The organism is Phycisphaerales bacterium AB-hyl4 (assembly GCA_041821185.1).
Classification (GTDB): domain Bacteria; phylum Planctomycetota; class Phycisphaerae; order Phycisphaerales; family Phycisphaeraceae; genus Natronomicrosphaera; species Natronomicrosphaera hydrolytica.
The window spans coordinates 30633-51797 of sequence record JBGUBD010000001.1 but is presented as its reverse complement, the minus strand read 5'-3'; the positions used below and the strand labels follow the sequence as shown (position 1 = coordinate 51797).

The 21165-nt window shown below is 61.0% G+C and carries 14 protein-coding genes and 1 tRNA gene; 13 read left to right on the top strand and 2 right to left on the bottom strand.

The genetic code is table 11. The features are described from left to right. Positions 1-25 precede the first annotated feature (25 nt). Positions 26-2125, bottom strand: a complete 2100-nt coding sequence (locus ACERK3_00185; GenBank protein MFA9476698.1) for a sodium-translocating pyrophosphatase — start codon at positions 2123-2125, stop codon at positions 26-28. Between the two features lie 361 nt (positions 2126-2486). Here ACERK3_00185 and ispG point away from each other — a divergent pair, with 361 nt between their 5' ends. After that, a complete protein-coding gene (gene ispG / locus ACERK3_00180; GenBank protein ID MFA9476697.1) occupies positions 2487-3773 on the top strand; it encodes a flavodoxin-dependent (E)-4-hydroxy-3-methylbut-2-enyl-diphosphate synthase in 1287 nt (428 codons plus the stop codon). 172 nt (positions 3774-3945) lie between these two features. Next, on the top strand, positions 3946-5049 hold the full coding sequence (locus ACERK3_00175; GenBank protein ID MFA9476696.1) for a PEP-CTERM sorting domain-containing protein: 1104 nt from the start codon (positions 3946-3948) through the stop codon (positions 5047-5049). Between the two features lie 36 nt (positions 5050-5085). On the opposite strand, the gene ACERK3_00170 is transcribed toward ACERK3_00175, so the two are convergent. Continuing rightward, a complete protein-coding gene (locus ACERK3_00170; protein ID MFA9476695.1) occupies positions 5086-5937 on the bottom strand; it encodes a helix-turn-helix transcriptional regulator in 852 nt (283 codons plus the stop codon). Positions 5938-6069: 132 nt separating this feature from the next. Between ACERK3_00170 and ACERK3_00165 the strand changes: the two genes are divergently transcribed. The 11 genes from ACERK3_00165 to ACERK3_00115 all read left to right on the top strand — a co-directional run bounded on the left by ACERK3_00165 (position 6070) and on the right by ACERK3_00115 (position 21084). Further along, complete coding sequence (locus ACERK3_00165) at positions 6070-7605, top strand: alpha-glucosidase/alpha-galactosidase (protein MFA9476694.1); 1536 nt, start codon at positions 6070-6072, stop codon at positions 7603-7605. An 84-nt stretch (positions 7606-7689) separates the two neighbouring features. Then, entirely contained in the window at positions 7690-8850 is a 1161-nt protein-coding gene (locus tag ACERK3_00160) for a PfkB family carbohydrate kinase (protein MFA9476693.1), read from the top strand. Between the two features lie 154 nt (positions 8851-9004). After that, positions 9005-9077, top strand: a tRNA-Asn gene (locus ACERK3_00155). A 194-nt stretch (positions 9078-9271) separates the two neighbouring features. Then, on the top strand, positions 9272-10438 hold the full coding sequence (locus ACERK3_00150; protein MFA9476692.1) for a LacI family DNA-binding transcriptional regulator: 1167 nt from the start codon (positions 9272-9274) through the stop codon (positions 10436-10438). Positions 10439-10442: 4 nt separating this feature from the next. Then, entirely contained in the window at positions 10443-11168 is a 726-nt protein-coding gene (locus ACERK3_00145; protein MFA9476691.1) for a prepilin-type N-terminal cleavage/methylation domain-containing protein, read from the top strand. 99 nt (positions 11169-11267) lie between these two features. Continuing rightward, on the top strand, positions 11268-13004 hold the full coding sequence (locus ACERK3_00140; GenBank protein ID MFA9476690.1) for a hypothetical protein: 1737 nt from the start codon (positions 11268-11270) through the stop codon (positions 13002-13004). A gap of 31 nt (positions 13005-13035) precedes the next feature. Next, positions 13036-15948 (top strand): FAD-dependent oxidoreductase, encoded by a 2913-nt coding sequence (locus ACERK3_00135; protein ID MFA9476689.1) that lies wholly within the window; start codon positions 13036-13038, stop codon positions 15946-15948. Between the two features lie 161 nt (positions 15949-16109). Further along, positions 16110-17180 (top strand): glycoside hydrolase family 130 protein, encoded by a 1071-nt coding sequence (locus ACERK3_00130; protein MFA9476688.1) that lies wholly within the window; start codon positions 16110-16112, stop codon positions 17178-17180. Positions 17181-17562: 382 nt separating this feature from the next. Further along, on the top strand, positions 17563-18633 hold the full coding sequence (locus tag ACERK3_00125) for a LacI family DNA-binding transcriptional regulator (protein ID MFA9476687.1): 1071 nt from the start codon (positions 17563-17565) through the stop codon (positions 18631-18633). Positions 18634-18870: 237 nt separating this feature from the next. After that, complete coding sequence (locus ACERK3_00120) at positions 18871-20121, top strand: hypothetical protein (protein ID MFA9476686.1); 1251 nt, start codon at positions 18871-18873, stop codon at positions 20119-20121. Positions 20122-20193: 72 nt separating this feature from the next. Next, positions 20194-21084 (top strand): PEP-CTERM sorting domain-containing protein, encoded by an 891-nt coding sequence (locus tag ACERK3_00115; protein ID MFA9476685.1) that lies wholly within the window; start codon positions 20194-20196, stop codon positions 21082-21084. The last annotated feature ends 81 nt before the right edge of the window (positions 21085-21165 follow it).

Below are 21165 nucleotides of genomic sequence, written 5' to 3'. Positions count from 1 at the left end.
AGGGCGGGATGTTGGACGTCGCGGTTTACTGAAGCCAGCCGGCGACGGGCACGAGCAGGGGGGCGATGACGAGTGACCAGATGGCCATGACGTTGATGAGGATGTTCATCGACGGGCCGGAGGTGTCTTTGAGCGGGTCGCCCACGGTGTCGCCGACGACGGTGGCGGCGTGTGCGGGCGAGCCCTTGCCGCCTTCGTTGTCTTCTTCGATCCACTTCTTGGCGTTGTCCCACGCGCCGCCGGCGTTGGCCATGAACAGGGCGAGTGCGACGCAGCAGATCAGCGCTCCGACGAGCATGCCGCCGAGCGCCTGCGCGCCGAGGCCGAAGCCGACCAGCAGGGGCATGCCCACGGCGAGCATGGCGGGGAAGATCAGCCGTTTCATGGCGCCGTTTGCGGCGATCTCGACGCATCGCTCGGCGTCGGGCTCGGCCTTGCCTTCGAGCAGGCCGGGGATGTCGCGGAACTGTCGGCGGATCTCTTCGATCATTTCAAACGCGGCGCCGCCGACGGCCTTCATGGTGATCGAGCCGTTGAGGAACGCGGTCAGTCCGCCGAGGAAGATGCCCGAGAGGACGATCGGGTTGCCGAGGTCGAGGGTGAAGATGTAGTCGGCTTCGCCGATGCGTACGCCGTGCGTTTCCTGCACGACGTTCATGAAGGCCTTGATCATGGTCAGGGCGGCGAGGCCGGCGGCGCCGATGGCGAAGCCCTTGCCGATGGCGGCCGTGGTGTTGCCGACCGAGTCGAGGCCGTCGGTGATGTCGCGGGTTTCCTTGCCCATGGCGGACATCTCGGCGATGCCGCCGGCGTTGTCGGCGACAGGGCCGTAGGCGTCGATCGCCATCGTGATGCCCACCGTGGCGAGCACGCCGACGGCGGCGATGCCCACGCCGTACTCGAACGCGAACATGTAGGAGGCGAGGATGATGCCAGCGATGGTGAGGATGGGTACGACGACCGATTCGAGGCCGACTGCGATGCCGTTGATGATGACCGTCGCGACGCCCGTGCGTGACGACTTGCCGATGTCGCGCACCGGTTTGCCGCCGGTGTAGTACTCGGTGACGCTGCCGATGATCACACCGCCGAGCGCGCCGATGAACACGGCCGCCCAGACCCGCCAGCTGAGCCCGAGCATCTGCACCGCGACGAAGGCGGCGATCATGAACAGGCCGGCAGCGCCGAGCGTGCCGACGCGGAGGGCGGTGGCCGGGTCGAGTTTGGACGCCCAGCGGACGGCCATGATGCCAAGCACGGAGCAGACCAGGCCGATGGACGTCAGCGCCAGCGGGAGGAACATCAGGGCCATGCGAATCGCCTCTTCCTCCATGTCGCGGGTGACGAGGCCGGTGGCGGCGGTGAGGCTCATGGTGGCGGCGATGATGATGGTGGCGATCTGCGAGCCGCAGTAGCTTTCGAAGATGTCCGAGCCCATGCCTGCGACGTCGCCGACGTTGTCGCCGACGTTGTCCGCGATGACGCCGGGGTTGCGGGGGTCGTCTTCGGGGATGCCGGCTTCGACCTTGCCGACGAGGTCTGCGCCGACGTCAGCGGCCTTGGTGAAGATGCCGCCGCCGACGCGGTAGAACAGGGCGACGATGGACGCGCCCATGGCGAAGCCTTCGATGGCGTAGGCGCTCTTGTCGCCTTCGCCGCCGGCGACGCCCCAGACGATGAACAGGAGGAAGAGGCCGCCGATGCCGACGAGTCCCATGGCGGCGACGGTGAGTCCCATGACGGAGCCGCCGAAGAAGGCGAGCGAGAGGGCGCGGTCGCGGCCGTGCTTGTGAGCGGCGACGGCGGTGCGGACGTTGGCCTTGGTGGCGGTGTACATGCCGATCAGGCCGGCGGCGGAGGAGCAGATGGCCCCGGCGAAGAAGGCGACCGCCGTGGGCCAGCCGATGAAGTAGGCGACCAGGACGCCGATGAGGACGGTGAAGATGGTGATGACGCGCAGTTCCCGCGCCATGAACGTCATGGCGGCGCGGTGGATCTGGTCGGCGATCGAAGCGACGCGACCCTCGCCACCATCGTGAGCCATGATGATGCGGTAGACGAAGTAGGCTGCGGCGAGGCCGGCGATGCCCATCAGCGGCGGGAGAATGGCGAGATTTTCGAGCATGGCGGAATTCGACTTGTGCTGGAGAAGCGATCGGCCGGCTCTGGATCGACTCGGGGACCGTGTCAGGATTGTGGGCCACGACGCGCCCAAGCCGGTGGGCCGTGCCGTGCCATGTGCAAGTTCAAGTCGCGTAAGGTATCGGGTTTGTGTGGACGATGCGAACAGGAGCCCTTAAGTCTGTTTCTTACGAAAGTGAAACACTTTATCGGCATGCGGCTTCGATTTCATGCATAGTTTGCCAAGCATCTTTTTCCCTTGGCGGGGGCGCACCTGGGGGCACTGTTCGAACGGCGGGTGGATCACCTATACTGTCGCACTGAATCCGTGAACCGATGAACCCTGTACCTCAAGCTTGGCACCCATGATCCAACGACGCCCCACACGACAGGTCACCCTCGGCGACGAACAGCACGGCATCGTTAAAATCGGTGGCGGTGCCCACGGCACGCAGCCCGCGCCTGTCTCCATCCAGACGATGACGGCCGGCTATACCTATGAAATCGACACCTGCGTCGCGGAGATCAACCGCATGGCCGCCGCTGGCGCGGACCTCGTCCGCGTGGCGGTGCCGATGAAAAAAGATACCGAGGCGCTCAAGCAGATCATCCCGCAGGTGCGTGTGCCGATCGTCGCCGACGTGCACTTTCACTTCCAGCGGGCGCTCGAAGCGATCGAGGCCGGCGTGCACAAAATCCGCCTCAACCCGGGCAACATCTCCGACAAGAAACAGGTCGCCGAGGTCATCGACGCGTGCAAGGAAAAGAAGCTGCCCATCCGCATCGGCGTCAACGAAGGCTCCATCATCGAGCGCAAAGACAAACAGAAACGCATGAAAGAGCTCGGCGGCGTTTTCTCCAACGATAAGCACGGCCACTTCCTCGCCATCATGATCGCGAAGCTCGAGGAATACCTGGAAATCTTCTACGAGCGCGATTTCTACGACATCGTCATCAGTGCGAAGTCGCCGGACCCGACGCTCGTCGTCGCGGCTTACACCGAAATCTCCAAGCGGTTCGATCATCCGCTGCACCTGGGCGTCACCCACGCGGGCCCGAAGGAAACGGGCACGATCCGCAGCGTTGTGCCGTTGGGCCACCTGCTCGCGTCCGGCATCGGCGATACGGTGCGCATCAGCTACGCGAACGATCCGGTCTACGAGGTTGAAGACGGGCTGGAGATGCTTTACTGCCTGGAGCTGCGCGAGCGTAAGGGCGTGGACCTGATCGCCTGCCCGACGTGTGGCCGAATCCAGGTGGACCTGTTTACGCTGGTGCAGGAAGTGCGCGAGACGCTGAAGGCGGAGATCGAGCTGCCGATCAAGGTGGCGGTGATGGGGTGTATCGTCAACGGCCCGGGCGAGGCGGAAGGGGCGGACGTGGCGATTTTCGCGGGCGACCGGCGGGGGATCATCTATGTGCAGGGGCAGAAGGTCGCCAACGTGCCGGAGGAGGAAATCCTCGCTGCGCTGCTGGCCGAGTGCAAGAAGTTCGAGGCGAAGGTAAAGGCAGGCGAAGCGAAGCTGGGTGAGAAGGTTGTCGAGATCGCGCCGCCGGACCCGATCGGGGAACTCGGCAGCGGCTTTGACAAGATCGCCAAGGGCGACGTTGAGAAGGTGCCGGGGATCACGCCGTTGACGATCAGTAAGTGACGCGGTTGCGAGCTTGGCTCGGCCCGTTGGTGTTTCCGGGCGTAAAAAAGTCGTTGACGCGATATTGCCGGCCGATATACTTCCAGCAGTCAATCATCTGTCGTCGCCTATCGAGACGGTGGAGAAGAAGCGTTTCGAAAATTGATCTTGCATTTCCGCAAGGGGGATAAAGATGCCTATGTCTCAGTACCGTGGTGGACGGACTTCGCTTGTCGCGTTGACGGTCGTTGTGACGCTCATGTGGTCAGCGACCGCCGCTCACGCGATCACGATCGTTGTCGACTACACGCACGACACGTTCATCAGCACGCACAGCGGCGCACAGGCAGCGTTGGAAGCGGCGGCGGCGGACCTGAGCAATTACATCCAGACGCCGCTGAACGCGACCAGTTCCAGCGATCAGGGCGAGCATAACCAAGCGTCGGTCTCCGCAAATTGGGATTTTGGCTACGTCAACCCCGCGACGGGTTCCTCGACGACGACTTCCGGCCCGATGGCGGCCGATGAAGTGCGCGTGTTTGCTGGGGTTCGTAACCTCACCGGCAACACCCTCGGGCAAGGGGGGCCAGGGGGAGCTTGGCCTTCCGGCGGGGCAGTACCTTATTCCTACTCGCCTGCCGCTGTTGGCGATCTGGGGATCGCCGTAGACAATTTTAACGCCAGTGCGAGCGACAACATGCTCCGCGACGGCGGCCCTCATATCGGAACGCTTACGGCAGCTATCACCGCAGAGGGTCAAACATTCCAAATGGCCGTCGACTATGGCGTATCCGTCGGCCACATCTGGTTTGACAGCGACACCAACAACAGCGGCAGTACCGACACACAGGGGCAATTGGAAGCCTTCTGGCACTTCGACCACACCACTGACGTCGCCGTGGGAAAGTTCGACTTCTATACCGTCGCTTTGCACGAACTGCTGCACGTGTTGGGCATCGGTTCGTCGCTGAGTTGGGACAACCTCGTTGACGGGACCACCTGGCTTGGCAGCAGCGTCGCTGATCTGCTCGGCTCGGGAGCGGGCGCGGTCAGTTCCGACGGCTCGCACATCGCATCAAGCCTGCAAAGCTACGACCTCGTCAATGGCGATCTTCAGTACACGGTGATGGGGCCGACGCTCGCCGCCGGCGAACGGCGGTACCTCACCGAACTCGACGCCGCCTTCCTCGCGGACATCGGCTGGTCGGTCATCCCCGAACCGGGCACGGTGAGCATCCTGCTGTTCGGCACTGCGACGCTGCTGCTGCGGCGACGTCGGATGCAGGCCGGGGTTTGATTCAGCGCACGGCCTCGCCTTGCTGGCAAGGCTGACTCATCGGGCAACGGGGACGCGCATGGTCGCGTGTTCGCGGGTTTGTTGTGGCGTTTGGCCCGTGGTTGTGCGGACGTGTCGCCGCATGGTCTTCACGCTTGGAAAGCCCGCTTGTGAGGCGACCTCGCTTAACGGCAGGTCGGTGTGTTGGAGCAGCCGAAGCGAGCGGCGCGTTTTCGCAGCATTGATGTACGTGTTCGGCGTCTGCTGCGTCCGTTCATGGAACAGTCGGCTCAGGTGCTCCCGGCTACAGCCATATCGCCTCGCGACCGCCTCCAGGCTCATCACCCGGCAGGGCTCGCGCACGAGAAAATCGACCGCACGCTGCACCGGCGAAAGCTGCTGCATCCGCTGTTGCTCGGCGTGCTCGAACAGCCGCATGATGAGCCCGTACACCATCGCTGCGCCGTCCATCGCGGACGTGCCCGCGGTCGGCCGTGCCATGGCGATCAACTCATCCACCTCCGTCAGCAGCGGGTGGTGCAGGCCCAGCGGGATCACGCTGCCGAACTGCTTGCGGAACGCCTGAACGTGCTCGACGAGGCCCACACCGTCGAGGCATGCCCAGTGGCAGGCGTAGGGTTCGTCGAGGGGGCGGTCGGACGAGCCGTAGGCGCTTGATTCGCCGTACGTGACCAGCATCAGGTCGCCGGGCCCGACGCGCTGCTCGCCGTGGGCGTCGCGGTAGCGGATCGTCCCCGCCAGCGTTGATTGCACCACCACTCGGCCGACGGGCAGGCGGGCGGCATTGTCCCATGCGTATGTTTGCCCCGCGGCGACCCGCTGTCGGCCGAACGTACTGACCCGCCACAGCACTTCGGTGTCGAGCGGTTGATAGATATCGAGTTCCATATCACAAAATGTACCTGTCGAATCACATTCTGTCGCTGGTGTTTGTAGAATCAGACGGCAAAATAGCATATCGATCACAAACAGGGAGTCGGCCACGTCCGCCCCCGTATCCGCCAACCGGAGATGTTTCCAATGACCGCCACCGACACCGCCGCCAAACAAGCCGACGCCAAGGGGCACGCCGCCCACACCAAGGAAGCCGACTCGCAACTCGGCTTGCCTGGCAAACTTCAGCGGCCGATCAATCTGACCTTTCTTGGCGCAGGCTCGGTCTTCTGCCCCACGCTCTGCCGTGACGTGTTGCTGATCCCCGGCAACGACCGCGGCGAGATCCGCCTCGTCGACATCGACCAGGATCGCCTGGGCACGATGCACAAGGTTGTCGAACGCCTCATCCGCGAGCTGGGCAAAGAGGCTGGCTGGAAGGTCCGTTCCTCCACCGACCGCCGGGAGGTGCTGCCCGGCACGAACTACGCGGTCTGCTGCGTCGAAGTGTCCGGCGTCGAATGCGTCAAGCACGACAACGACATACCGTTGAAGTACGGCATCGACCAATGCATCGGCGACACCATCGGCCCCGGCGGGCTGTTCAAGTCGTTGCGCACGATTCCCGTCTTTCTCGACATCCTCCGCGACATGCGCGAACTGTGCCCGGGCGCGCTGATGCTCAACTACACCAACCCGATGAGCATGATGGTGCTCGCAGCGGGCAGGGCGGTGCCGGAAGTGCCCGTCGTCGGCCTCTGTCACAGCGTGCAGGGCACGAGCCATCTGCTGGCGAAATACGCCGACGTGCCCTACGACGAGATGCGATGGGAATGTGCCGGCATCAATCACCTTGCCTGGTTTACGAAGCTCGAACACAAGGGCCGTAACCTTTACGAAGCGGTGCTCTACGAAAAGTTCGCCCGCGAGCTGAAAGCCGGCCGAGCGGAAGCGGAGCAGGGTAAGGTTCGCTTCGACAGCGAGGACACCCGGGGCGGTAAGGTCAATGTTGAATACGAGCAGGGCGACCTGACCCGCAAAGACATGTGCCTCCACTTCGGCGCGTTCATCACCGAAAGCTCTGGCCACCTCAGCGAGTACCTGCCTTATTACCGTAAGCACGACGAGGGGCGAAAGCTGCTTCGCCTCGGCTACGAAGGTGGCAGCCGATTCTACGCGAGCAACTGGCCCAACTGGCGATCCCTTGCCGACGAGCAGCGGATGAAGCTGGTCAGCGGTGAAGAGGATTTCGAGCTCAAGCGTTCGTGGGAGTACGCATCGTGGATCATCGAGGCGATGGAGAAGGACAGCCCCGTCCGCATCCACGGCAACGTCATGAACCACGCCGCCGCGCCGGGCAAAGCAAACGCCGGCGAAGCGGGCAAGCTCATTACCAACCTGCCCGGCGATGGGGCGGTCGAAGTGGCGTGCATGATCGACGGCAACGGCGTCAACCCCACCCGCTACGGGGCGCTGCCGGCGCAGATGGCGCACATCTGTGCGAGCAATATGGCCATGTTCGACCTCGGCGCGACCGCCTGCATCGAGCGCAGCAAGGAGGCAGCGGTACATTCATTGCTGCTGGACCCGCTGACCGCGGCGGTCTGCTGCCCGCACGAGATCAAGCAGATGACGCTGGAGATGTTCGAGGCTGAAAAGGACTTCCTGCCGGGCTACGCCTGATCGCGGCCGCGGCCGTTTGGCCCCGCGACGCGGGTTTTGCTACGCTTTCGCCCGCATCGCAACTGTGTCATGGAGCCGAACGTTATGCCAGATCGTGCTGAGATTGCCCGCAGCGCCGCCGCCGGGCTGCGCCAGTTTGCCGCCGCCGCTGCCGCGACGCCCGTTTTGATCGGGTTCGACGGCTTTGTCGACTCGATTATCAAGGTGGTCGACAAGCGGCACGACCTGGACCGTTACGACGCGATCGCGACGATCGCCGACTTCGGCGGCCGCATCAGCGCCGCCGCCGGCCAGAGTGCCAACTTTGAGATGGTCACCACCTTGCAGAAGCTCGGCGGCAACGGGCCGATCATGGGCAATGCGATGGCGGCGGCGGGACTGAAGATCCGCTACGTGGGGGCCCTGGGCGAGCCGACGATCCATGAGGTGTTCGAGCCCTTCGCGGAGCATGCCGAGGTGTATTCCGTCGTTGAGCCCGGCTACACCGACGCGCTGGAATTCGCCGACGGCAAGCTGATGCTGGGCAAATATGAGTCGGTAGCCAACCTTGATTGTGAGCAGATTCACGCGGCGATCGGCCGAGACAAGTTCGATCAACTCGTCACCAGCTCGCGACTGATCGGCATGGTCAACTGGACCATGCTGCCGAAGCAGGAAACGATCTGGTGCGATCTGATCGAGCGCGTGCTGCCCAACGCGCCTGCGACAGTGGACGGGCGTCGGCGGATGATTTTCATCGACCTCGCGGACCCGGCCAAGCGCACGACCGACGACCTCAAACACGCTTTGAGCATGTGCTCGAAGTTGAACAAGCTGGCTGACGTCGTGCTTGGCATGAACCTCAAGGAGGCGGGGCAGGTGGCCGCTGTGCTCGGCGTGGCCATTGATGGTGACGCCGAGGCCGCGATCCAGAGCACCGCCGCCGACATTCGCGAAACGCTCGGCTTGCACTGTGTCGTCGTTCATCCTCGCCGGGGCGCTGCGGCGGCTCGGCTGGGTGATGATGGCAAGACCGTCTCCACCGCGGCGTTCTATGGCCCGTTCGTCGCCAACCCGAAGCTGTCGACCGGCGCGGGCGACAACTTCAACGCCGGCTTCTGCCTCGGCCTGCTTGCCGACCTGACTGTCGAGCAGGCGCTGTGCACCGGCACTGCCACCAGCGGCTACTACGTCCGCAACGGCGCGAGCCCGGCGCTCGACCAGCTCGCCGTCTTCTGCGATGCGTTGCCCAGCCCTGAGCAATGAGCCTGTTTTGCTGCCTGCTCATCGTCAGCGGTATGCGGCAGTCAGGCGGCTGGCAACGGCGATTTGCCGCCGATCAAGGAGGGGTTGGCCAACAATGGCCGACCGCGGCTTGATCGGCGGAAAAACTTCGTTATTCTTATGGGCTCGCTTCGATTCCCCGATAGCTCAATTGGTAGAGCGAGCGACTGTTAATCGCTAGGTTGCAGGTTCGAGCCCTGCTCGGGGAGCTTCAAACCCGCCTCAAACCGAGGCGGGTTTTTCTTTGCGCGAGACGCCCGGCCCGAAGCCACGCCCGTAAGCCGTGCTCAAGGCCGTTCTGGGGCGAAGTTCACACAAAACAAAGTCACGAGGCAACTGGCAGAATCTCCATAAAAAGCATTGACAAACGGCTCGAAACACCTATATTACACATGTAATCCACTTGTTCCTTTTCACTTTTCTCGTCATGCGCAGCAAGAACAAACAGCGAGTGACCGCTTCTGAGATCGCCCGGCAGGTTGGCGTTTCTCGGCCTGTCGTCAGTACCGTGCTATCGGGCGGGAAGAGTACCATCGGCGTGAGCGACGCGTTGCGTGAAGAGATCCGGCGGGTGGCCAGCGAACTGGGTTACCGACCGAATGCGGCAGCCCGCGCGATGGTCCGTCAAAAAACCCAGCACGTGGGCGTGTTGATCGTCAACAGTCGTGCCGACCCCCACACTGCCCCCGAACTGTATTCAACGATTCTGGGTATCAATTTTGCGCTTGAGCAGACCGATTACATCACCTCTCTGATTCGAATTGAAGATGTGCGGGATGCCATCTGCACTGGCTCGCGGGCGTTGCAGGAGGAGGTCGTCGATGGTGTGATCGTCCTCGGTGCGGTGCCGGCCGATCTGCGTGAAAAAGTTGAAGCGTTGTTTCGGCAAGTGGTGTGGGTCGACACCAATGTGCGCGACGAGGTCGGTTGTGTCACACGTGACGAGACCGGGGTGGGCGTCAGGGTTGGCCAGGAAATTGCTCGACGCGGGTACGAACGTGCTGTTTTGCTGACCCGCACTTACGACCTGCAGCGGAGTCACTACAGCCTGCCTCACCGCGAGGAAGGGCTGCGGATGACCTGCGAGCAGCGGGGCGTCGGCTTTGAGAAGCTGCAAGTCGATCTGGAAGATGACATCCGTCGGGTCCGTGTCAATTCGGATCGCGTGATGGGCTTTCCTGAACTGGTTGAAGGTTACCTGAGCGAGTACATGCAGCCCGGCGTTGCCATGGTGGCGTTGGACGAGACTCGGGCGGGCATTATTACGCGTGCGGCCAGCTATCTGCGCCGCCGGGTGGGCGAGGATTTTGGTTTGGTCAGTTGCGACGGTCTGACGCCGAAGATGCATGCGGTGTGGCCCGACCTGTCTCGGGTCGCGTACGACCGCTATTCCGCCGGTGAACTGGCGGCACAACTCATGCTTGATGCGCTGAATAGCGGAGGGGGCGCACAGCCTTCAAAAGTGCTTCCACTGAAATGGATCGAAGGGGACACGTTGCCCAGCAGGTCTAGTCGATCGACATTAGCTCACGTCTCTGGACGCTATCAAAACCCTCATTCGAAAGGTTAAGACTATGTTTCACCAGGACGGTACCAAGTCGCGCATCGCGTCGGGGCGCAACGCATTCACGCTCATCGAATTACTGGTTGTGATTTCTATCATTGCGATGCTGATCTCCATCCTTCTCCCTGCCTTGCAGGCGGCTCGTGCTTCGGCGAGGCAGATTCAATGTGCGTCGAATCAGCGCCAGATTGGTTTGATCATGGCGATCTATGCAGACGACAACAATGATTGGGTGCCTCCAACCATTTTCCCGGGGGGACGCTCCTGGGAACCCGAGCTTGCCGAGAAGTATCTGCAATACAACAGTGGCAATCGCTTCATTCATGGAGAGTTGCCGCCAAGCATCTTCGCTTGCCCGGCGTCAGATCGGCCGATCAATTATGTTGACAATTATTTCTCTCAATTTGGGCGCAGCGCTTGGATCAGCGAGCAGTATCACTACGCTGCTGACCCTGGGAGCATGCGGAGGCTTCGCTACGCGGACATGGACTCTCCGGGGCGCTTGCTTGCCACAGCAGATGGCGCACGTCGCCTCCTTCACTTTATCCCTGGGGAATTGCCCGAAACGTTCAATCTTGACGGGCGGCATACGGCCGGGCTAGCAGCCGGCGACCTGGGGAACACGATCAATGTGCTCTACTTCGACGGCCGTGTCGAGCGAACGCAGATCGGGGATATGCCCATTGATAATCCATTCAGCAATTTCGTAGCGCCGCCTTGGCGAACGGAGGATTAAGGACTTACTCCAGGCAAGGCATGCTGAATACTCGCGTTTTCGTGAACGCGTGCAAATGAACAGCCTTTCGCTATCGACGCCGTTAGCTGGAGACATCTTATGTATCGATTTACATGTTTTCTGTTGGCCGTGACGATCGTTCTATGGCACGCACCGCTCGCGGCAGTTCACGCCGAACAACGAACGATTTCCGTTGATGTCGAGCATACACAGAAGGACTTGCGTCACGCCTACCTTGGCGCCAACGCCCAGCAGTTCCGTTATCACTACAGCATTCAGCAGATGCTCGATAGCGGGCAGTTCGGCCGGTTTATGCAAGACATCGGTCGGCCGGTCATGCGGATGGATGGGCGCAGCGTTCTTGATGGGCATTCTTCAGTCAATGCGTGGTTCAGCGAGGAAGCAGCGGAGCAGCTCATGATCGCCGAGCGGAAGCTGCGGTTTCTTGAGCGACACGAGAAAACCAGTGATCTGGATATAGATCATGTCCAGCCAGCCGACTACGAAGCGATTGTGCAGCAGTACGGCATCGAAGACGCTCCAGACGATTTTTCGCGTGAGGGTGGCGATCCCATCTGGTACTGTCCGTATCAATGGCATGAGTTCTGCCGAGAAAATGATATTCCACTGATCGGCGCCATTAATGACTATATGTACTACGACCCTGACACGGGCCAGGTGATTCGGTTCAAGGATCGTCCGGAACACTTCGATGGCGCCGTCGAGAACTTCACCCGGAAACTGCGTTGGGTGATCGATAACGGCTACGAAGATCTATACGTCGCCTGGGAGATTGGCAATGAAACCTGGAGCGCTTGGGATCCGGAGCTTTACGCGCAATACGCCAGGAAGATCATTCACGCTGGCAAAGACCTCCAGTCGGACATCCAGTTGGCGGTACCCGTCATGATCCGCGACACGGATGACCCATGGATCAAGACGTTCATTTCCAATCAGCCGTCGCGTGAGAGGTGGTTTACCTGGCATGAGCACGTGCTGCCCGCACTCGGGGACGACATTGAAAAACTCTCGCATCTGCAAGTTCACCTTTATGGATTTTCGAGTTCTTACAGCGCGAACTTCGACGGCCTTGAAATGGTCTCCGACATCCTGGCGGACATTCCCAACACGGACCACTTGCAGTACCTCCTGACGGAATGGCGGTACACCGGGACGGGGGGCACGAGGCATCGCACGTTCAAGACCGGAGCGCTCAATAACGCAAAGTTCGCGATGACAATGTTGAGCCATCCCCGCGTGGATTACTCGACCGCGCATGAGTTTGTGCTCACGAGCGGGCTGGGTTACTGGACGCCGGGCACGGCTGGTGAGAATTCATCGAATGAAGGCAGTGCGTGGATCTTCCAACGCCCTGAAGGCGGGGGCGATGAATACCGCAGTGCCGACGGGCGACCGCGCTTTGACATCGGCCCCTTCGGGCCTGTCAACCGCATGCTCAACGAACTCGTCATCGAATGCCCGGAGTTGCTGGTTCACGATGCGGACCTTGGCCCGATGAGCTCGGCACTGTTTGCCGAAGGCGAGCGCGACTTGGAGTGGTTCATCAGTGCCAACCCCGATCGCTCTCTCATCGGCGGTGTTCTGGTCAATACGCGCAAAGAGCCGATGACGGTCCGCCTCAAGGCGGGAGAAACGCCGCTCGCTCTGAAATGGACGGAGCAGATGACCTGCGACCCGGACAAGCTCGAGGAGCCGGAAGTGCCAGGGGAGGAGAAGTTCTGGCATGTGCAGCGGCGGGATGCGCAGGGTGCCGAACTCAGCTTGCCGCCCGAGAGTATCACCAGCTTTCGTGCGACCCTGACGACCGGGGAATGAAGAACGACTTTTTGAATAGATCTGCTGAGCAATGATGAATAAGCGTATCTTCGAGCGTATATATGACGTCGTGGTGGTAGGCAGTGGGATGGCTGGCTTCAGTGCGGCCACTCGCTTGCATCATCAGGGGTATGCCGTACTGCTGATCGGCCCGCGGGGGGACCTGGTCTGGGAAGCCGGGCGTTGCTTCTGCGCGGACGCCGGTGAGAGCGAGCGGGCCCAGTGGCGTGACCTCCATCAGGCTGTCAGTGATCGCGGCGGCGTTCAGCATGGGTGGATGGACGGCGCGATCACCGAAGTGGTTGCCACCAATCAACTCGTTGAAATGAAGATGCCGGTGCTGTACTACGCTCATCCCGTGGCTGTTGAGCGAGAGCAGGCCTCGGCCGACGGTCCGGTGATCGGCCTGATCGTGGCGACCAAAGCTGGGTTGCGTCGAGTGGTCGGCCGCCGGTGGATTGATGCGACCGAAGACGGCTTCATGCTCCAACGCTTGAGCCGGGCCTCGCAACGCCGGGAGGCGAAAGTGGGGCGAACGTGGATGTATTTCCAATCGGAGCAGTGGCAGAACACGCCGCTGAAACCGACCGCTTGGCCCACCGAGCGGTATCTGGCTACAGAGATGCCGTTGCCTTCGGACCGTTGGGAGCACCTTCGCGAACAGTTGGTTGGCCTGGACGACAGCGCCCGGCAGGCGGTCATGAGTCACTGTAGCGTCGAGCCGCTGCCCATCTACGACTCCGTCCAAACACGCGACGAGACGTTGGCGTCGCTTAACGTCGCATGCGCCTCGGCGAGTTACTCAGGCGATCCGATGGACACGCTCGCGTCACGGTTCGACCTGGGCGGCCGGGCCGCCGATGCCGTGCTCAGCCTGCCTGAAGCCGATGCGTCGTCCGATGCGATTCGACGTCCAATTTCCGAGATTGAGCCTGAAGCAGTTATCGATGCCGACGTAGCCGTGGTCGGGGCGGGGACTGGTGGCACGATCGCGGCGATCACCGCGGCCTCTCGCGGTGTAAAGACGGTATGCCTGGAGCCGCACGCTTTCGCCGGCGGCATCGGCGCGGGCGGGGGGATTCACTATTACTACTACGGTGTGCCCGGTGGTTTCCAGCAGCAGTTGGACGAGCGTGTGCGCGATTTCATGGCTGCGGTCGGCAAGCCGTTGTATAGCGGCGCGTTCCATCCCGAAGCCAAGAAGGTAGTGCTCAACCAGATGCTTCGGGAGGCTGAGGTGGATCTGCGCTGCGGCAGCCTGGTGTACGGCGTTGAATGTAAGGCGGGACGCGTCGTGTCGCTGTTGATGGCGACCACGGCCGGGCCGGTCAAGGTTCGCTGCAAGGCCGTGGTCGACGGCACGGGCGACGGCGATGTTGCGGCGATGGCGGGGGCCGACTTTACCCTGGGCCGGGCGGTCGATGGGCAACTTCACGCGTATTCCCAATCGTCCGGCAAACTGCGCGAGCAGCAGCGACACGGCGTCGTCATGCAGTTGGTTAACTTTGACGCCGGCTGGTGTGACCCGACGGATCCTGAAGACCTCACGCGTGCGCGTGTGCAGGGCATCCAGCAGTATCTTCTGGACCGATACGACAATCTGGAACGGCCAACGTACATTGCCCCAGCCATCGGGCTGCGTCAGGGCCGACAGATCAAGACCGATTACATCCTGCAACTGGACGACCTGATTCAGCGGCGGTCGTTTGAAGATCGCATCGGTTACACCGGATGTCACTACGACAACCACGCGGTTGATTTTGAATTTGAGTCGGACGAAGCGCTGTTCTGGATTTGGCTGTGCCGAAACTGGCGGACGCCGATGGCCTGTGAAATCAGCTACCGCATGTTGCTGCCGCGTGGTCTGGATAACGTGTGGCTGGCCTCGCGATGCGTGGGCGTTTCCCAGGATGCGCACCACGCGATGCGGATGCAGCGCGATATGCAGCGCATCGGCGAGGCATCCGGCTACGCCGCTGCCTTGTCGAGCCAGCACGGCCTGGCCAGTCGGGCGGTTCCGCTTGACCAGTTGCAAAGACAACTCGAAGCGTCCGGTGCGCTGACCCCGCCCGAGGGAAAAGAGCCGCCGATCTTCGGGAAGGTGCTGGATTTCGACAGTCTCGACGATGTCGCGGTGAATCGACAACTTGAACTCGCGTTGGATGAAATGGACCGGGGCGTTCCAGGCAAGTCGATGTGGTGGTTGTATCGCAACGAATCAAAGATCGGTGAGCAGGTTCGCCAACGGTTGGATCACGACGATCCGAAGGTCAGCTGGATCGCGGCGGGGATCTGTGCGCTGTGGCGAGAAAACCGAGCGGAGCCTCGGCTGATCGAAGCGATTCGGCAGCGCGAGTATGGCTATGACGGCAGTTGGAAGTCAGCCCATGCCCATGGGCTGGAAGGGTTCGAGCCTCTCAAAAATCTACGGCTGGTTCCGAACTGGCTCGCCGCGATCTGCATGCTTCGCCACTGTGGTTCGAGCCGCTGCGTTGACGCCCTGCGTGACCTCGCCGAGGTTCCCGGCCATGCTCTGGTCACGCGCACCTCGCTTGCCTTGGCGATTGAAGCGTTGGCATCGCGCGGCGAGATCGATGCCGCAACGGCTCAGCCGATCTTCGATGCATTACGCCGTGGGCCGATCACTGCCGAGCGAGGGATCCCGGCGAGATATAACGGGGCATTGGCGGAGTCGGCCCTTCGCGGCCAATCGTTCGATACACCGCTCCCTTCCAATCCGGGGACCGATATCATCTGGAACTCGACTCAAGACTACCGATGGCAACTGGAGTTTGCGGTGGCTCGGGCGCGGACGGCGCTCGGCCTCGAGCCTCATGCCGAAGCGCTCGCTTTGCTTGAAGACGAGCGAACGCCGGTCAGACATGCCATGCGTCGGCTGGTGTCGCGGTCGGGAATCGATCCCGCCATGGCCGACCAGCGTTGATCTTGAGACTTACCCGACTTGGCAATCGTATTATGATCCCGCCTCACGAAGCATTTCAGCCGGCAGCGTCCACGCGGGGAGCCGAATTCGTCTGCGCGGCAGGCGTTGACGAGTCATGTCGTCCTGTGAGATTGCATCGGCGTGAGAGGTAAAAGAACGTCATGGTTGATATTCTTTCGAAGCTGGCGGTGTCTGCGACGCCGCTCAAACGCCACGCAGCCAATCCGATCCTTTCGGCCGACGACGTGCCATACCACGCCACGCTGGTGTTCAACGCCGGTGTCGCGAAGTATCAGGGCCGGTACGTCATGGTCTTTCGCAACGACTACGGCCGATGGGGCGATACGCGTTTCGACGGCACGAACCTCGGCCTTGCGTTCAGTGATGACGGCGTCAACTGGCAGGTTCAGCCCAGGCCGTGCATCACGCTTGAACAGGCCCGTGACCTGATGCGGCCGTTGATGCCACATCGGGACACGCACGAGGAGATCTACCGATTTTACGATCCGCGTCTGACCGTCATCGACGGCCGTATGCACTTGTGCTTTGCTGTGGACACGGCGCACGGCGTCTGCGGCGGGGTGGCGGTGACCGACGATTTTGATCGGTTCGAACTGCTCAGCATCAGTTCGCCAGACAATCGCAATCTGGTGCTGTTCCCGGAAAAAATCGACGGTCATTACGTGCGACTCGAACGCCCCATGCCCGTCTACAGCCGTCGCGGTCGCGACCGATTCGATATCTGGCTGGCACGCTCGCCCGATCTTAGATACTGGGGCGGGCAACGTTGTGTCCTTGGCGTAGAGGACCTGCCACACGCCAACGACAAGATCGGCCCAGGGGCCCCGCCGATCAAGACACGGCTTGGCTGGCTGACCGCGATTCATACCGTCAACCGCGACGAAAGCCGGGGCAAGAACGGCTGGGAGGCGAAGTGGACCAAGCGTTACGACGCCGGCTTGGCCTTGTTGGACCTTGAAGATCCTTCGCGCGTTGTCGCCGTAGCCCCGGCCCCGCTGCTGACGCCAGAAGCTTCCTATGAAACCGGCCACAACGCGACGCCCGACACCGATGGCTTTCGCAACCACGTAATCTTCCCCGGCGGCATGATTCTCGAAGACGACGGCGAGGTGAAAATCTACTATGGCGCGGCAGACACGGTCGAATGCCTGGCCAAGGCCCATGTGGATGATCTATTGGCATTCTGCTTCGGCGCAGCGTTGAGTGATTGAAGCGGGCCACGCAAAGGTGGCTTAAAAATCTCGGGTGGACAGCGTCGCCCACACATTCCAGGCCTGCCTCCGCTGACACGCCCAGGTCATCGCTTAGGGCGGATTCGATTTGTACGTAGCGACCTGGGGTGGCACGACAGCCCCTGCGGGATGCTGTGTGGCGCCCGTCGTACCTAATTTGAAGCCGCGATAGAGCACGCCCAGTCGCTACGCGTGGACGGGGATATGCGCTAACGGTTGCTGAGCTGGTTGTTCGTAGAAAGGGGTCTTCGAGTTGAACCATGATTCAGGTGAAAAAAACTTGACGGGGTTTGGCCGAGGCGGTAAATTAGCTAGTGAAACGTGTTGCATACAACTAGTTGTTTTTCAGGGCCTGGATCCCGTGAGTAAATTAACTTGCGATCAAAATACGACTTACCGGCCTCCGTCGATCCGTGAGATCGCTCGGCGGGCCGGGGTTTCGCCCAGTACGGTCAGTCGGGTCGTAAACAAGCGGGTCACCACCGTGCCCATCGCCGAGAATACGCGTAAGAAGGTGCTTGAGGCCTGCCGGCGACTCAATTACCAGCCCAATATTCATGCGACTCGTCTGTTTGCCGGCCGTTCCAATTCCATTGCCTTCGTGGTGCCGCAGGATACCGTGGGCTTTTCGGATGTGAATCTGGGTAAAACGCTTTCGGCGTTAAGTGTCTCCGCGGCGGCGGCGGGGCAGGAAATCCTGCTGCTTACGGTTGATGACAGGTTTCTTCGGTCGCGCAAGCACATTTCGCTGTTTCGCAGCCGCAGCATCGACGGCATGTTGATCTGGGGGGCGACCCCTCAGCATGAGGCGTTTATCGGTGAGCTGGCGCAGCAGGGGAACTGGCCGGTGGTCATCGTGAACGGTTCGTCGGCAGGGAAGGGGCTTCCTCGCCTGTTGGTGGATAACCGGGCCGGTGGTGCGATGATGGCGGAGCATCTGTGCTCGCTGAAGCATCAGCGCATCGCTTTTCTCAGCGGCCCTGCGACGGTGATGGCAAGTACGGCTCGATTGGAGGGCTTCAAGGCGGCGTGTGAGCGTTTCGGCGTTGAGCCGGAGGTGGTGGAAGGCGATTTCACCCTGGAAAGCGGGCGTGCTCTGGCGGAGCAGTTGTTGAGTCGGCCGAAGCCGCCGACGGCGATCGCGGGCGTGAACGATTCGGTGGCATTGGGCGTCATGGAAGCGGCTGACGCGCTGGGCATTCGCGTGCCAGAGGCGTTGTCGGTCACGGGTGGGGACGATGTTTTTCCCTATTACCGCCCGGCGTTGACAACGTTTCACGCACCGATGGAAGAACTCGGCCGCGATGGTGTGCGGCTGCTGCTGGAGTGGATCGAAGGCAATCGCTCAACCCGGGAAGATTCCCAGGACAGCTACTATCCAGTCACCTTCAAGCGAGGTGCGACCACGGCTCCCCCTTCGGAAAGCAATTAAGAAAGCGTCGTGGCTGTCGCAAGTTTTCCTGCGACGACACGCGGAATGAATTTTAAGCAAATATGCAACATGTTTCATGAACGGAAATGCTGCCGCCTTGGTGCATCTTCCAACAATCGGTGGTCAGGGAATCCCGGTGACGGGTGTGAGTGTAAACGGCATTGTGATGAACAGGAGCATGGAATGATTCGAATAGAGGCGCAAAGTGTTTTAGCAGTCGCTACGGTGATGCTGGTCGTGTCAAGCACTCAGGCGGAGTCGACGCCCGGGCATGACTGGGTTCGGGCGCACCAGTTTCAGATCGGCGCGTACAACGATGTGCCCGCCGACATGGAAGAGTACAAGTCGTTCGGCTTCACGGCGTATCTCGGGGGCATCCGCCTTTCGCACATGTCCGAAGAGCGGGTTGAGCGAGTCATGACCCCGGCTGTCGAGGCCGGTCTGGATGTGCACTGGTTCACCTGGTATCGGCCGGGCGAGAAGGAGCAGTTCATCGAGGCGGAACAATTCCTGCGTGAGCGGGTGGCGCCGATCGGTTATTCCATCGGCGACGAAAACCGCATCGAGCAACTGGAAGAACTTGGCCCGGTGCTGGAGCATGCCCGGCAGGCAGCGCCCGACGCGCTGATCTATCACGCGCTGCGCGGCAAGGACTTCCCCGAGTTCGCAGATGATCCCGAAGTCTATGTGAACTACATGGACACGGTGGCGGAACAACTCCGCCCGGACATGATGATGTTCAACATGTATCCGTTCTACCGGGGGACCATAGCCGACTTTTTCTATGACAACCTCGAACGTGTGCGGGACCAGGCACTGGCTTCGAACGTGCCCTACTGGAACTGGCTTCAGGCCTTCGCCTGGACGGAAGGCCCGTTCCACTCGCCCAGCGAGTCGGAGATCCGGCTTCAGGCGTTCGTTTCACTCGCCTACGGCTATTCGGGCCTGTTCTACTGGAAATACATCGCGTCGTACGAGCCGTATGCCCACGGCATGCTCGACTATGAAGAGAAGCCCACGCCGTCGGCTGAGTACATTCGCGACATCGTGCCTGAGTTGAAGCACATCGGCGAAGTGGTCAAAGACCTCACCAGCACGTCCGTGCATTTCGTGCCCGGCCGACGGTATCGCGATGGCGAATGGCATAATGTGCTGCCGATCGGCGTCACGGCGTTTAAGCGCGGGCAACACCCGTTTGTGCTGGATGTGCAGTCGTCCAACCGGCGCGGGGCTGTGCTGGGCACGTTCCGCGATGACGATGGCAATGCCTACTTCATGATCGTCAACGGCAACCACGGCGCTGATCTGTCGGCCGCCGAGACCGCCGCAGCAGTTTCCCTGCGGTTTCGGCCGCGTGTCGATGGCGTCGAACGGCTGAACCGGCAGACCGGCGAGTATGAAGCCGTGCCCTTGGACAACCATACTTTGAGCCATTACGTCCTGCCCGGCGGTACGGGCGATCTGTTCCGTATTGTTCAGAAGCCTTAATCGCAATGTTCACATGAGAAGCGTCGGTTCGGTTCACATGTTCTTGTACCCCTTTTTACATTGGAGAATGAAATGTACGGAATCAAAAGAATCGTGAATGGTTTAAGTTTCAGTTTATTGGTTGCTGCCGGTGTCGCCTGCGGAACGCAGGCCTATGCGGCGCCAATTTCTCAGCCTTATAACGACGATTTTACTGGCTACAACAACGGGGACGCCCCAGCCAATGCAACTGTTCATGCCAACGCTTATGACGGCGTTGAAAATACGTTCAACATCCAAGGCGATGCTATGCGTTGGGATATTCAAGTGGATAGCCAGCCGCCAGCGTCAAATCCGATTGGTTCGGCGGCTTGGCAGGTGACCAATATGGATGCTGGCAGTTTGTCCAGCTTTACTGTTTCGACAACACTGAACTTGGTGTCGCAATCGGCAAGCGCAGGCAATAAAGAAGCGCTGCCTGGCCTTGTGTTGTTTGGTGAGAACCTGACGGGCATAGAAGGTAGTGCGAGCCACGGCGCCGGTAACAACTTCTATTGGGCAACCTATCAGGTGTACGGGCTAGGCAACCAGGTTGGCAATATTGGGCGTATGCAAATAAGTGGCGGAGGCCAGAGCACGCTCAGTGGTACATTTGCTTTTGATTCGAACAACGATTACACGCTGACCGTCCATGGAACCTACAACGAACTTGGTCATTTGACGCTTGAATATACTGTGTCCGACGGTGTAACCACCTCATCCGTCTTGTCCTTTACAGACACAACACCATTGACGGGTGAATACTTCGGCTTACGTGGCCGAATGAGTGGTGGTGCGGATACACAGGGTGTCGTCGTTGACTATCACAACTTTACGGTTGTTCCTGAGCCGGCGTCGCTTGGCCTGGTGGCGCTCGGTTCGCTGATGATGCTCAGCCGACGCCTTCGAACTCGCGGCGGTGAGTTGGCGCACGCGAACGGGTAATGATGGGAAATGACCCGCGGAAGGCTCTGCCGGGCCTTCCGCGGTTTTGGCGGCAGTTGCCGGGGGAACCCTGTGATTCGG